This is a genomic window from Bacillus sp. GC_Bacil_1, assembly GCF_026540675.1.
In the GTDB taxonomy this organism is placed as follows: Bacteria; Bacillota; Bacilli; order Bacillales; family Bacillaceae_G; genus Bacillus_A; species Bacillus_A cereus.
Genome location: NZ_JALNUG010000005.1, coordinates 291,905 through 306,039, shown reverse-complemented (window position 1 = coordinate 306,039; position 14,135 = coordinate 291,905). Strand labels below are relative to the sequence as shown.

Here is a 14,135-nt window from a genome sequence, read left to right as displayed (position 1 = left end):
TCTTTATCAGAAATTGGAAAATTATATAATAGTTATGTGTGGTTATAAGTGAAGCTTATGAACTCATCGGATCATAATATTAATTTATATAAAAAATTTTTTCGGAAAAATCGAACGAAATATGAATTACTTGCCAATATATAGTGTAAGACAAAGGAGGGCTGGAATATAAAGGCTGAAATAGATTACGCACATTTAATTCGATTAACTTTATCAGGAAATAAAGAAGCGTATAGCGAATTGTATGATGTAACGATTCAAGAAGTATATAAAACAGCACATTTTTTAATTGAAGATAAAACGGATGTAGATGATGTCGTTCAAGAAGTATACATACAGCTATATGAATCGCTTCGTAAATATGATAGCGAGAAGCCATTTCGCCCTTGGCTAATTGGGCTTGCGATTAAACAAATTCATTCTTATAGAAGAAAGAGGTGGATGCGACTACGAATTATGAAAAAAGCAGAAGAGTAAAGAAAGCCAGTGCAAATTGATTTTTCTAACGATGTTGTAAGTAAAATATCAAACCAAAAACTAATCGAACTCATTCATAAATTACCGTATAAATTGAAACAAGTTATTATCTTAAGATACTTATACGAATATTCACAAGAAGAAGTAGCACAAATACTACATATTCCAATTGGTACAGTGAAGTCTAGAATTCATGCGGCATTAAAGAAACTACGTCAAAAAGAGCAAGTAGAAGAAATCTTTTTAGGAGAGGTAGGGAATGTGAAATGAGTTTAGATTGTAGAGTTAGAGAATCTATACGAGAAGAAGCGAAGGGGATTGTTGCCCCGCCGGAGTTAAAAGAAAAAGTAATTGTTCAAATCAAAATGAATCGCGGGGGAAGTAAGGTGAAGAAACGTCTTATCGCCGGAGTGCTTGCAGCAGCATTTTTAATCCCTACGACCGGTTTTGCATATCAATCTATTATGGCGGATGGTATATACGGATCTTTTGAGAATTTAAAAAAACACGCCGGAGCGATGACATTAGAAACGTATATGCGTTTTAATGCAAAATTATCAGAAGCGAAAGATGAAATGAGTTCGAAGGAATATGAAGAGTTTACAAAAGAACTGAAAAAATTAACTAATGCAAAGCTTGCGTACGGGGATTCGAATGGTAATATAGATTATGATCAATTATCACCAGCTAAAAAAGAGGAATTGAAAAAGGTAGTAATGGAGCTTCATCCGTATTTTGATAAATTAAATGGCCATAAATCTAGTAAAGAAGTACTAACTCCTGAAGAGTATGAACAATATATGGAGGCATTAATGTCACATCAAACTGTGTTAGTAAAAACGAAATCGAGTGGCGGGATAACAGTAGAAGAAGTGCCTGAGGCGTACAAAGAAAGATTTATTAAAGCGGAGCAGTTTATGGAGTATGTAGATGAAAAGGTGAGATAAGTAAAAAAGCTCAAAGCTTTAGCTTTGAGCTTTCTTTATTAAAAGAAAATAGAGCATTCAATTATATTTTTTCATCGTTGCATTGTCCTTTTGTATAAAACAATCTAATAGTGAATAACCAGCTATTAAACTAATAATCGTAACAAAAGTTGTATTTATTAGAATAATATTAACTAAATAAGGTAGGTATTCGGCAAGTGGTGAAAAGAGTAGTGCTGGGGAAAAGGAAATGAATAGTGTAGGCACTGTAATAGCAATAAATTTATCCGGTTGAAAGCTCCAGTTTTGTTTACTCGTTTCGCGATTAATAGATTGAAGGAAGCGTAATAAAATGCCAACTATAAGAGGGAAGAGTGTAAAGTAGAATAATCTTGGATAAACGTTAAAGTTCACTTGTGCATCTGTATCTAAATAAAATTGAATTTTTACTCCTACAAATAATAATAAGACGATAAATAATGTGAAGCAGAGGTATAGCATCACTTTTTGCATTATATTCCACCATCCTTTACTCAAAATATATTCAAAAAAAGAAGAGATATACAATAACTACTGTTGTATATCTCTTCTTTTACTGTTAGTTAATAGTGGAGTTTGATTTTTCTTGCTTCGTGAAATAATCAATAATGCCCATTGCGCTAATTTCTATATCTAAATGTAAAATATTATAAACGGAATGATCTGATGGAACGTTTAACTTTGTAAGATGAGAAGAGATTTTATCCATTAACAAAGTTTGTAAAGCTTTAGTTGCTTCATCGAAATCATTATACTTTTCAAAGACTTCCTTACCAGTATGAACGAAAATAGGTAGCCAATATTCCAGTTGATTATATACTTCTGTAACATGAGAGGATGCGCCGTAATGACCGAAATAAATAGTATCTACATTCATACTTTGAATGTGATTTTTAGAAGTAATCATCGCATCTGGTTGGAATTGTGAAGGGGACGTTGATGGTAGATATAACTCTACATCAACGTCTGCGAGTTCTCTATAATAAATTCCAATTGTATCGCCAGTAAAAATCCCGTTTGTTAATGAATCGTGAATGCTAATATGGTGCTTCGCATGTCCTGGTGTATCATAAAATGTAAGGGTGCGATCTTTTGCAATTTTTAACGTATCACCATGTTGTACAATATGAACACGTTCTTCTTCAATTGGAAGAATTGGATCAAAGAGTTTATCGAAATCTTCTTTGTAGACAGCTTTTGCACCTAAAATAAGTTTTGTTGGATCAATCATATGACGAGCACCACGAGAATGCACATATAACGTAGCATTTGGGCACTTTTCCATCATTAAACCAGCTGCTCCAGCGTGATCTAAATGCACATGTGTAACGATAATGTTTTTAACATCGTTTAAATCAATATGTAATTGTTGTAAGCCGTCTAAAATATACGGAAGAGAAGGGGCTGCACAAGTTTCAATTAAAGTAATATCGTCACCTAATAAAACGTACGTACCTGTTCGTTCATTATGCTGTAAATCGAAATCATCAATAAGATATAGGTGAGAAGATAATTGCTCTACTTTTTTCATAGTTACCACTCCTTATATACTGCATGTTTTTATTATACGCTAAAATAGAAAAAAGGCAGAAAACGAAGCTCATCTTCTGCCTTTTTGTAATATTATTATTTCGTTTGTTGTTTATTAATAGACATAATGAACAGTCCAACAATCCCGCCTACTAATGGAAGCATAATCTCTCCTGCTAAATTAAAGTAGGAGCTTAAGAATAAACCATTTACATCGATTACCCAGCCAGTAACAAACAATAACATCATATATAGTACGAAATAAAACTCGCGATTTGAAATCGTTTCATGTTGTGCAGTTTTCATAATGAACACCATCCTTTTCTTTTATAATGGAATATAAACTGTCACATTTTGTTCACATTTCAATTGTAAAACTTTCCATCATAAAAGTCTAGTAGTTTGTGTCGAATTTTCGAACAGAAATAAAGCGCTATCATTACAACTTATAAGTACGTAATAAGAGCTGTATATTCACGAATGTAGTATAGTATAAACATAGAATGATAGTGAAGAGAGGGGCAAAGACAATGACAGTTTATGATTTTTCAGCTAAAACAATTACAGGTGAAGAAAAATCGTTAAAAGATTACGAAGGAAAAGCAATTCTTATTGTCAATGTAGCTAGCAAATGTGGTTTTACACCACAATATAAAGGATTACAAGAGGTATATGATAAATATAAAGACCAAGGACTCGAAATACTCGGATTTCCTTGTAACCAATTCGGGGGACAAGAACCAGGTACAGAAGCGGACATTACTAGTTTTTGTGAATTAAACTACGGTGTAAACTTCCCGATGTTTGCAAAGGTTGATGTGAAAGGTGATAAGGCTCACCCTCTATATACATACATGACAGAACAAGCACCAGGTTTACTTGGTATGAAAGCAGTGAAATGGAATTTTACGAAGTTTTTAATCGGAAAAGACGGGAAAGTAGTAGGGCGTTTTGCTCCGCAGACGAAGCCGGTAGATTTAGAGGTTGAGATTGAGAAGGTGCTTGGGGAATAAGTAGGAGTTTCACTTTATTAAAAAACGTCTCAAAGAACAATGTAGTTCTTTGAGACGTTTTCTTTAAACTCAAATTTTCAAGATTAAATAACTGTATCAAAGCCATCTGATTTAGGTGGAGAAGCTGCTTTTTTCATAAGTACTTCCCATAAGTGTACGGATTTCTTCCATTCTACCGTAGCCTGCCCCTGTTGATACATAGCGTTCTCATAACTGGCAGTAAGTTGTTGCATATCGGCCGAGTTGTAAAGTGTATCGATATGGAGAGCGTATTCTCGGAATGTTTGACTTTCACCCCGTGGTATGCCAATTCTCGCAAATTGTTTTAAAAGTGCACCGTAAGCTTTTTGATAAACAGCATCATCTTTTCGGTATTTATAGAAATGAATAATAAGAAATGTCATCCATTTCATTCTAGTGGTGAAGAGAATGTATCCTATAATACTAATTAGTATCGTAGAGAGGAATACGTACCACCAAGAAAAACTAGTTTTAGAATTTGTGACTTTTTTAGTAGAAGCTTCTTCTGTATTTTCAATTAAACTTTTAAGTTTTGCTTCATTATTTCGTTGTTGTATTTGCTCGTTATTAGAATTATTTGCTTCGCTATTTTGTGAAATAGGAGCAGGCGTATTATTTATAAAATTATAGGGATTAGTAAATCCTTTTGTCGGTTCGAATGGAATCCATCCGTATTCTGGGAAATATACTTCGACCCAAGAGTGTGCGTTATCGTTCGTGATTGTATAAACATCCTCACCTTCTGCAGAGGCAAGTGTATTGTCAAGAGTTCCTTCTGTATAGCCTTTCACCCAGCGAGCTGGAATCCCCGCAGAACGAAGTAGTACAATCATAGACGTCGAAAAATTATTACAGTAGCCGCTTTTTGTATCGAAAAGGAATTGATCTACATAATCTTGGCTTTTGGCAGGGAATGAGACATTCGTTGATTCGTATGTAAAAGAGTTGTCTGTGAAGTAATTTTCAATAGCTAATACTTTATCATATCGGTTGTCTTTATCATTTGTAAGATTGATAGCCAAGTCTTTTACGCGCTGTGGTAATGACTCGGGAAGTTGTGTGTACTTTGTCATAAAATAAGGATTTGTTTCTTGACCTTCATTTGTTTTTACAGCTTTCAAGTTTTTTATGGAAAACTCAGGGATCTCATATGTTACTTTATACGAATGTAAAGTAGTAGAAGAGTCTCCATTCATTGTATAAATTTTTTCTGAAAACGGGTCAACACTGTATGATACATCAGAAGAAGCTTCAACTGTTACTAATCCTGCTGGATAGGTAAGGTGAGGGTAACTTTTTTGCATGGTAATTGTTGCCTCAGTAGTTTCTGTTTTTGTATTTTGTTCGTACCAGCTTACGACGTCGTTTTTATTTTTAAAAGAAACCTTTTTCGGATTTTCAGAAACCTCCCAGCCTTTTCCGGTATAAAAATCTTTCGTTTCGACTCTCCAATATTGTTTGTTTTGCGTTCGTGCTGTGAAAACAATTGTAGGATCCGCCTTAAAAGGACCACCTAATCGTGAGTCATCTAAACCATACCCAATTGTAGAAACTTTTTTTTCTTTACTTGCTTCAGATGTGTTGAATTTTAAGAAATCCATTGGGTTTGGCCATTGAGGGCCAAATTTTGGAGCAAAGTATGCGATGGTTGCTAATAATACAATAAATATTGTAAGTGGTCTAAGTAATTTTGAGATTTCCCTAGCATAATTTTGTAAGTGTTCACGTTCTTTTATTCGTTCTACTTGAAGAAGACTAAGCATAAAAAAGCCGATGACAACAGTACGAATAATAGCGTAGTTTGCATTGTATAAATGTAAGTTATGAAAAGTTGCGATATAAATAATAGTCAATACAAGAAATAGAAACCCACGTTTTTTATGAATAATCCAAAATGAAGTAAAAGAACTCAAAAACCAAAATGAGAGAAAAAATAAAACCGTCGGAAAAACTGGAGAAATATCTAGTAAATTCCCTTGGAAAAACAGGGAGGAATTTCGAAACATATCAGAAAAGAATGCTGTTAGCCAAGATGGATTTATAAAAGCATTTTTATAATATAGGGAATGAATGATAAATAGGACTGTGACAATTTTTATTGGAATCTGCCACCTCGTTTGAAAAAAAGAGAGAGCGAAGCAAATTCCTATAAATGTTACGAAAATATCTAATCTACCTACATTTGTAATACCTATAAGAGGTCTTAGCCATTCTAGTAAAAGAAGAAATACACATGCATGCATAAAGAATCTGTTCGTATCCCACTTGTATTTTGTTTGTAATGTTATCATTTGCTCACCTCAAAAAACACGTTTGTATAACGGTTTTCATAAACCGTGTTTACAAATATTTGTCGTTTTTTTAGAGTTTCTATTATACTGATTTCTCGGTGTGAAAGTTGATTCGCTTTTTCTTTCACGACAAAAACCATACATTTTCTATTTCTTATAGCAGCACAATCAGCCGCCTTTTGAATATCGGGAGAAAGATTACTGGTCACGAGTATAACCGTGACGGGCTCATAAATTTTTCTTAGTTCCATGTCTACACTCTGGGAGAGCGGGAATACACTGTCTGCTTGCACTTTTGCTAAATGACAAAGGATTTGTTGTAACTGCGTATCTCCATTGTCTAAAGGGAAAATAGTTTGTTCTTTTCCGATAGACACGAATGATGCTGGTGAATTTTGTTTCAAGACAGTCCTTACGATAGAGGCAGTAAATGTGACGACTGATTCGAATAGAGGAGACTCGGTTCTGTCTATGAATATCATGACATTATGGCTGCGCTGTTGTTCAAACTCTTTTGTCATAATAGTGTTTGTTCGTGCAGTTGCTTTCCAATCAATCCATGAAAAGCGATCACCAGGTTTATAGTCTCTGACACCGACAGAGATTGTAGAGTCTTTTGCTGAATTTATATTTGCTGAAAGCGCTCCTTGTTCGAAATGATTTTCCAATTGTCGATATGCTATATCTACATACTGGGGATAGACTAAAAATGTATCTGGAACTGAAAAAGTTACTTCTTTCTCTATCATGCCGAATAAATCGCCAGTTTTTACACGAACGCTTGAAAAAGTGTGCTCGCCTCTAGAGATTGTGTCAATAACATATTGAAACGAAATATTTCGTTTCAATCCTGGGAAGAGTACTACCTTATTCATCTTTGTTTGTTTACAACTTATAAATTGTGGTGGCAGTTCATCTTCTATAACTAAATAAAGTAAGGGAAAAGGAAATTTTCTTTTTATTGTAATCGTGCTTATAAATTGTTCTCCTACTACATATCCATTTTGGTTTGTTATTCGTCTTACTTCAGCGTCCCGAAAAGCGTAAAAGGGGAGTAGTAGTGAATAAAGAGCAATGGGAATTGTGCTGTAAAACAAAAACCAACTTACAAACCCTCCTTGAAACATAGCGTACACAAATGTTAAGACTAGACATAAAGGGAGTAGCAATAACTTCGTAACGTGATATAGCGCTCGCAGTATTCGTTTCATCAAGGGTTCATCGTCCTTTGAGTCGGCACAGTAGTTCGTGCAACGATTTTTGCGATAACTTGTTCTACAGTTATTCCTTCAAATTTTGCTTCCATTTTTAAAATGAGTCTATGTGCTAAAACGTAAGGAGCTAAAAATTTAACATCGTCTGGAATAACATAATTTCTGCCATGGATAAATGCATAAGCTTGTGAAGCTTTCATTAAAGCAATTGAGCCACGTGGACTTGCACCTAGCTGTATAGAACTGTACGTACGAGTCTGATTAACAAGTTTTACAATGTAATGCTTAATTGCTTTGTCCATACTTACTACCCGTACGCTTTGTTGTAAATAAATTAATTCTTCTATTGTAGTAATGGTCTGTAATTGAGAGAGTGGATTTGTTTTTTCCATCCGGTTTAAAATTTCAAATTCTTCTTCTGGTGTAGGATATCCCATTTTTAGTTTCAATAAGAAACGATCGAGCTGAGCTTCTGGTAGAGAATATGTTCCTTCATATTCGACCGGATTTTGTGTAGCCATGACAAAGAACGGCTTTGGTAAAGGCCTTGTAATGCCATCGATTGTAATATTGCCTTCTTCCATACATTCAAGTAAAGCAGATTGTGTCTTTGGAGATGTACGATTAATTTCATCAGCAAGTACAAAATTCCCCATAATTGGTCCAGGCTTGAACTCAAATTGGAGCTCTTTCGGATTATAAATAGAAACTCCTGTTACATCTGACGGCAATAAATCAGGTGTAAATTGAATTCGCTTATAATCAGCATCAATGGATTTAGAAAGAGCACGTACTAGCATTGTTTTCCCGACACCAGGAACATCTTCTAATAGCACATGACCGTCAGCTAAGAGAGCTGTCAAAGCTAAGATCGTTTCTTTTCGTTTTCCGACCATTATTTTTTCAATATTATTGATTATTTTTTCTACAGTGGGATGTAATGAATCAAGCTGGGGCATCGTAATCCTCCTAATGTTATTATCGTTTTCTAATCTATTTAGTGGACATATTTCTAATTCTATTTGTAGATAGTAAAACTTTTACCTTAAATTCTGAGAATATTCAGATTATTTATTTCGATTACATCTAGTATAATTGTTTCCGTAACTAAGGGCAATACAGTAAATAATGATTTGTAGTTTTATGTAAAATCAGACTCGATATAAAATAATAACATTGGGAAAAATTTTTTACATACAATTTATACTCTTTTCCTTATGGCAGTTTTGAAATAATATCAAAACTCTTTTTCTTTTGCAAAATAGTCGATACCTCAAAATACCATTCTCCTAATAATTAAGATTAACCATAATCTTCACAACGGAACACAAGATTTTCTCACAAACTTATTTTCTACTGAATTTTTGACAATCTCTTGAACTGTGCGAAATGTCACATCTGTATTTTACAACCTCTCTTATAGTAAGGGTATGTAAGAGAGACGTATTAAAGGAGTGAACAGTATGAAGAAAAAAACTTCAGCACTAATGAGACGTTTAAAATATTTTTCACCAATAGATCGTTATAACGATAATCATACACAAGAAACATATGAAGATCGCGAATGGGAAAATGTGTACAGAAAGCGTTGGCAGCATGATAAAGTAATTCGTTCTACACACGGCGTGAACTGTACTGGTTCATGTAGCTGGAATATATATGTGAAAGATGGAATTGTGACGTGGGAAGGACAGGAGCTTAACTATCCAACGACAGGTCCTGATATGCCAGATTTTGAACCGCGAGGATGCCCACGTGGAGCAAGTTTTTCTTGGTACATTTATAGTCCACTTCGTGTGAAATATCCGTATGTACGTGGTGTTCTTTGGAGTATGTGGCAAGATGAACTACAAAATAACGAGTCACCACTAGATGCTTGGAAAAGTATTGTGGAAAACCCTGAAAAAGCACGTAAGTATAAGCAGGCGCGTGGTAAAGGTGGATTTATTCGTGCGAATTGGGATGAAGTATTACAACTCGTTTCAGCTTCTCTACTTTATACAGTAATTAAATACGGGCCAGATCGAAATGTTGGCTTTTCACCAATTCCAGCTATGTCGATGTTAAGTCATGCTGCTGGTAGTCGTTTTATGCAACTTATGGGTGGGCCGATGCTTAGTTTCTATGATTGGTACGCAGATTTACCACCAGCTTCTCCGCAAATTTGGGGCGATCAAACAGATGTACCAGAAAGTAGTGACTGGTATAACTCTGGTTACATTATGACATGGGGTTCAAATGTACCGATGACGAGAACACCAGATGCTCACTTTTTAGCAGAGGTTCGATATAAAGGAACGAAAGTCGTTTCTGTCAGTCCTGACTTCGCTGAATCTACAAAGTTTGCGGATGATTGGATTAGTGTGAAACAAGGTACAGATGGTGCACTTGCGATGGCAATGGGGCATGTGATCTTACAAGAATTTTACGTAGATAATCAAGTGGAATATTTCACAAAGTATGCGAAGCAATATACTGATTTTCCTTTCTTTGTCACATTGAAACAAAAAGGAGATCAATTCGTTGCTGATCGTTTCTTAAACGCTGCTGATATTGGACGCGAAACGAAGTTAGGAGAATGGAAACCTGTTCTTTGGAACGAGAACACGAATGATTTTGCAACACCTCAAGGCACAATGGGCTCACGTTGGGATAACGAAAAGAAATGGAACTTGCGTTTAGAAGATGAAGAAACAGGTGAAAAGATTGATCCACGTCTTTCTTTACTTGGAATGGAAGAAACGATTGGAACGGTACAAATTCCGTACTTCTCTGATGATGGAAACAAAGTATTAGAACGTACAATTCCAGTGAAAAAGGTTATGACAGAAGAAGGCGAAGTGTTCGTTACAACTGTATACGACTTAACGTTAGCAAATTACGGGGTGAACCGAGGGTTTGGCGGACAAGAGCCGAAAGACTTCAATGATGATGTACCGTTTACACCTGCATGGCAAGAGAAAATGACAGGAGTGAAACGAGAACTAATTATTCAAATCGCTCGTGAGTTCGCACAAAATGCCGCTGATACAAATGGTCGCTCGATGATTATTGTTGGAGCTGGTATTAACCATTGGTTTAATTCTGATACGATTTATCGCGCAGTTTTAAATCTTGTTCTTCTAGTTGGGGCACAAGGAGTAAACGGCGGGGGATGGGCGCATTATGTTGGTCAAGAAAAGTTACGACCTGCAGAAGGATGGCAAACAATCGCGATGGCAAAAGATTGGCAAGGGCCACCAAAATTACAAAATGGTACGTCTTTCTTCTATTTCGTAACAGATCAATGGCGCTATGAAGATACACCTGTTGGACATTTAGCATCACCAATTGAAGGTAACTCACGTTATCAACATCACGGTGATTACAATGTATTAGCAGCACGACTCGGCTGGTTACCTTCTTATCCAACATTCGAGAAAAATGGAATTGAATTATATAAAGAAGCTGTTGCTGCTGGTGCAACAACGCAAGAAGAAATCGGAAAATATGTTGCACAAAAATTAAAAGAAAAAGAACTGAAATTTGCGATTGAAGATCCTGATAATAAAAACAACTTCCCGCGCAACTTATTCGTGTGGCGTGCGAATTTAATTTCAAGTTCTGGTAAAGGGCATGAATATTTCTTAAAACATTTATTAGGTACAACAAACGGATTAATGAATGACGATAGTGATTCATTACGACCAGAAGAAATTAAGTGGCATGAAGAAGCACCAGAAGGGAAGCTTGATTTACTCATTAATTTAGATTTCCGTATGGCTGGAACAGCGCTGTATTCTGATATCGTCTTACCTGCTTCAACTTGGTACGAAAAACATGATTTAAGTAGTACAGATATGCATCCATTTGTGCATCCATTTAATCCAGCAATCGGTTCACCGTGGGAAGCACGCTCTGACTGGGATATTTTCACTTCACTTTCTAAAGCTGTGTCAGATTTAGCGAAGAAAATAGATCTTGAACCAATGAAAGAAGTTGTTGCAACACCACTTCTTCATGATACACCGCAAGAATTAGCGCAACCACTTGGCAAGATTAAAGATTGGAGTAAAGGTGAATGTGAACCAATCCCGGGTAAAACGATGCCACAAATTCATGTTGTTGAAAGGGATTATAGAACGATTTATGACAAAATGACAGCACTTGGACCAAATGCCGGAAAACAACCGATTGGTACGAAAGGGATCTCTTGGTCAGCAGAAAAAGAGTATGAGCAATTAAAGAGCAAATTAGGAGTTGTTCGAACGGATACTATTGCGAAAGGTTGCCCAGACATAAAAGAAGCAATCAATGCTGCTGAAGCGGTATTAACGCTTTCTTCTACAACAAACGGTCATATGGCAGTAAAAGCATGGGAAGCACTTGAAAAACAAACAGATCTAAAATTACGTGATTTAGCAGAAGAACGTGAAGAAGAATGCTTTACATTCGAACAAATTACAGCACAACCGAAAACAGTAATTACTTCTCCGGCCTTTACAGGTTCAGAAAAAGGTGGACGACGTTACTCACCGTTTACAACAAATGTGGAACGTCTTATTCCTTGGAGAACGATAACTGGTCGACAATCTTTCTACTTAGACCATGACATGATGAAAGAATTTGGTGAAACGATGGCAACATTTAAACCAATTCTGCAACATAAACCGTTCCGTAAGTCACGCCCTGAAGTAGAAGGGAAAGAGATTACACTAAACTATTTAACACCGCATAATAAGTGGTCGATTCATAGTATGTATTTCGATTCATTACCGATGTTAACGCTGTTTAGAGGTGGTCCAACTGTTTGGATGAATAAAGAGGACGCTGCAGAAGCTGGCGTTGCTGATAATGATTGGATCGAGTGCTTTAACCGTAACGGTGTTGTCGTAGCGCGTGCTGTTGTAACGCACCGTATACCGAGGGGAATGGCATTTATGCACCATGCGCAAGATCGCCACATTAACGTGCCTGGTACGAAATTAACAAGCACCCGTGGGGGAACGCATAATAGTCCAACCCGTATTCATGTTAAACCAACACATATGATTGGTGGATATGGCCAATTAAGCTATGGATTTAACTATTATGGTCCGACTGGGAACCAGCGTGATTTAAATGTTGTAATCCGTAAACTGAAGGAGGTAGATTGGCTTGAAGATTAAAGCGCAAGTCGGAATGGTAATGAACCTAGATAAATGCATCGGCTGTCATACTTGTAGCGTAACGTGCAAAAACACCTGGACAAATCGTCCAGGTGCGGAATATATGTACTTCAATAACGTAGAAACGAAGCCTGGAATTGGTTATCCGAAACAATGGGAAGATCAGGAGAAATATAAAGGCGGATGGGAATTGAAAAATGGTGAAATTCAGCTGAAATCTGGTTCGAAAATGAAACGTCTTATGAACATTTTCCACAATCCAGATCAACCAACAATTGATGATTACTTTGAACCTTGGAATTATGATTATGAAACATTAACAAATAGCCCGCAGCGTAAGCATCAACCAGTTGCTCGTCCGAAATCAGCAATTACAGGCGAATTTATCGACAAAATTGAATGGGGTCCGAACTGGGAAGATGATTTAGCTGGTGGACATATAACAGGATTACAAGATCCGAACGTAAAGAAAATGGAAGAAGAAATTAAAACAGATTTTGAAAACGTCTTTATGATGTATTTACCACGCATATGTGAACATTGTATGAATCCGTCTTGCGTATCATCTTGTCCATCTGGTGCGATGTATAAACGTGAAGAAGACGGCATTGTTCTTGTAGATCAAAATGCATGTCGTGCTTGGAGGTTCTGCGTATCATCTTGTCCATATAAAAAAGTGTATTTTAACTGGCAAACGAATAAAGCTGAAAAATGTACAATGTGTTTCCCACGTATTGAGGCTGGTATGCCAACAATTTGTTCAGAAACATGTGTGGGACGTATCAGGTATATTGGGGTAATGCTATATGACGCTGACAAAGTAAAAGAAGCAGCTTCTGTTGAAGACGAAAAAGATTTATATGAATCTCAGCTTACTGTTTTCCTAGATCCAAATGATCCAGAAGTAGCAGCTGAAGCGAAAAAACAAGGCATTCCTGAAGAATGGATTAAAGCAGCACAAGAGTCACCAATCTATAAAATGATTATCGATTGGAAAATTGCTCTGCCTCTTCATCCAGAGTACCGTACAATGCCGATGGTTTGGTATATTCCGCCGCTTAGCCCAATTATGAATATGGTGGAAGGGAAAGGCAGTAACTGGCAAGCAGAAGAGATTTTCCCTGCTATCGATAATATGCGTATTCCAATTCAATATTTAGCGAATTTACTCACTGCAGGAGATGAATCACACATTCGTCTTACATTGAAGAAAATGGCTGTTATGCGAACGCATATGAGAGCGCTGCAAATTAATAAAGAGCCAAATGAAGCTGTATTAAAAGAACTTATTTTAACAAAACAGGATGTAGAAGATATGTATCGTCTTCTTGCTATTGCGAAATATAAAGATCGCTTCGTCATTCCGGGCACTCACCGTGAACAAGTGACAGATTTATATAGCGAACAAGGAAGCTGTGGTTTAGCATTCGCAGGTGGTCCAGGCTCTTGTATGACAATTTCTTAAATAAAGGGGTCA

The 14,135-nt window shown here is 36.3% G+C and carries 10 protein-coding genes and 1 pseudogene; 5 read left to right on the top strand and 6 right to left on the bottom strand.

Going from position 1 to position 14,135, the window contains the following annotated elements; translation table 11 throughout:
• Positions 1-168 precede the first annotated feature (168 nt).
• Positions 169-747, top strand: a pseudogene (locus OXT04_RS10690) (sigma-70 family RNA polymerase sigma factor).
• Entirely contained in the window at positions 744-1,424 is a 681-nt protein-coding gene (locus OXT04_RS10685; RefSeq protein WP_000050703.1) for a DUF3600 domain-containing protein, read from the top strand. The pseudogene OXT04_RS10690 and the gene OXT04_RS10685 overlap by 4 nt, the downstream one beginning before the upstream one ends.
• Before the next feature lie 57 nt (positions 1,425-1,481).
• On the opposite strand, the gene OXT04_RS10680 is transcribed toward OXT04_RS10685, so the two are convergent.
• The 3 genes from OXT04_RS10680 to OXT04_RS10670 form a co-directional block, all read right to left on the bottom strand.
• Positions 1,482-1,916 (bottom strand): hypothetical protein, encoded by a 435-nt coding sequence (locus OXT04_RS10680; RefSeq protein ID WP_001174535.1) that lies wholly within the window; start codon positions 1,914-1,916, stop codon positions 1,482-1,484.
• Between the two features lie 85 nt (positions 1,917-2,001).
• Entirely contained in the window at positions 2,002-2,973 is a 972-nt protein-coding gene (locus tag OXT04_RS10675; RefSeq protein ID WP_043938463.1) for an MBL fold metallo-hydrolase, read from the bottom strand.
• A gap of 95 nt (positions 2,974-3,068) precedes the next feature.
• Positions 3,069-3,278, bottom strand: a complete 210-nt coding sequence (locus OXT04_RS10670) for a DUF3925 domain-containing protein (RefSeq protein ID WP_043938462.1) — start codon at positions 3,276-3,278, stop codon at positions 3,069-3,071.
• A 224-nt stretch (positions 3,279-3,502) separates the two neighbouring features.
• Between OXT04_RS10670 and bsaA the strand changes: the two genes are divergently transcribed.
• Positions 3,503-3,985 (top strand): glutathione peroxidase, encoded by a 483-nt coding sequence (bsaA, locus tag OXT04_RS10665; protein ID WP_267414365.1) that lies wholly within the window; start codon positions 3,503-3,505, stop codon positions 3,983-3,985.
• A gap of 83 nt (positions 3,986-4,068) precedes the next feature.
• On the opposite strand, the gene OXT04_RS10660 is transcribed toward bsaA, so the two are convergent.
• From OXT04_RS10660 to OXT04_RS10650, 3 genes are read right to left on the bottom strand one after another with little or no spacing between them, the layout of a single operon-like run.
• On the bottom strand, positions 4,069-6,297 hold the full coding sequence (locus OXT04_RS10660; protein WP_089170882.1) for a transglutaminase TgpA family protein: 2,229 nt from the start codon (positions 6,295-6,297) through the stop codon (positions 4,069-4,071).
• Positions 6,294-7,508 carry a DUF58 domain-containing protein gene (locus OXT04_RS10655; RefSeq protein WP_000821908.1) on the bottom strand — a complete coding sequence of 405 codons (1,215 nt, stop codon included), beginning with the start codon at positions 7,506-7,508 and terminating at the stop codon, positions 6,294-6,296. Before OXT04_RS10655 ends, OXT04_RS10660 begins: the two co-directional genes overlap by 4 nt.
• The gene (locus OXT04_RS10650) at positions 7,508-8,470 is read right to left on the bottom strand and encodes an AAA family ATPase (RefSeq protein WP_267414360.1); all 963 of its coding nucleotides are present in this window, start codon (positions 8,468-8,470) and stop codon (positions 7,508-7,510) included. Before OXT04_RS10650 ends, OXT04_RS10655 begins: the two co-directional genes overlap by 1 nt.
• Before the next feature lie 504 nt (positions 8,471-8,974).
• Here OXT04_RS10650 and OXT04_RS10645 point away from each other — a divergent pair.
• Both OXT04_RS10645 and narH read left to right on the top strand, forming a co-directional pair.
• Positions 8,975-12,658, top strand: a complete 3,684-nt coding sequence (locus OXT04_RS10645; RefSeq protein WP_098235606.1) for a nitrate reductase subunit alpha — start codon at positions 8,975-8,977, stop codon at positions 12,656-12,658.
• Positions 12,648-14,123 (top strand): nitrate reductase subunit beta, encoded by a 1,476-nt coding sequence (narH, locus tag OXT04_RS10640; RefSeq protein WP_098235607.1) that lies wholly within the window; start codon positions 12,648-12,650, stop codon positions 14,121-14,123. The genes OXT04_RS10645 and narH overlap by 11 nt, the downstream gene beginning before the upstream one ends.
• Positions 14,124-14,135: the final 12 nt, after the last annotated feature.

Excerpts from the sequence above, each read along its gene's own strand:
- OXT04_RS10685 (WP_000050703.1), top strand. The coding sequence starts at position 744 with ATGAGTTTAGATTGTAGAGTTAGAGAATCTATACGAGAAGAAGCGAAG.
- OXT04_RS10680 (WP_001174535.1), bottom strand. The coding sequence starts at position 1,916 with ATGCAAAAAGTGATGCTATACCTCTGCTTCACATTATTTATCGTCTTA.
- OXT04_RS10675 (WP_043938463.1), bottom strand. The coding sequence starts at position 2,973 with ATGAAAAAAGTAGAGCAATTATCTTCTCACCTATATCTTATTGATGAT.
- OXT04_RS10670 (WP_043938462.1), bottom strand. The coding sequence starts at position 3,278 with ATGAAAACTGCACAACATGAAACGATTTCAAATCGCGAGTTTTATTTC.
- bsaA (WP_267414365.1), top strand. The coding sequence starts at position 3,503 with ATGACAGTTTATGATTTTTCAGCTAAAACAATTACAGGTGAAGAAAAA.
- OXT04_RS10660 (WP_089170882.1), bottom strand. The coding sequence starts at position 6,297 with ATGATAACATTACAAACAAAATACAAGTGGGATACGAACAGATTCTTT.
- OXT04_RS10655 (WP_000821908.1), bottom strand. The coding sequence starts at position 7,508 with ATGAAACGAATACTGCGAGCGCTATATCACGTTACGAAGTTATTGCTA.
- OXT04_RS10650 (WP_267414360.1), bottom strand. The coding sequence starts at position 8,470 with ATGCCCCAGCTTGATTCATTACATCCCACTGTAGAAAAAATAATCAAT.
- OXT04_RS10645 (WP_098235606.1), top strand. The coding sequence starts at position 8,975 with ATGAAGAAAAAAACTTCAGCACTAATGAGACGTTTAAAATATTTTTCA.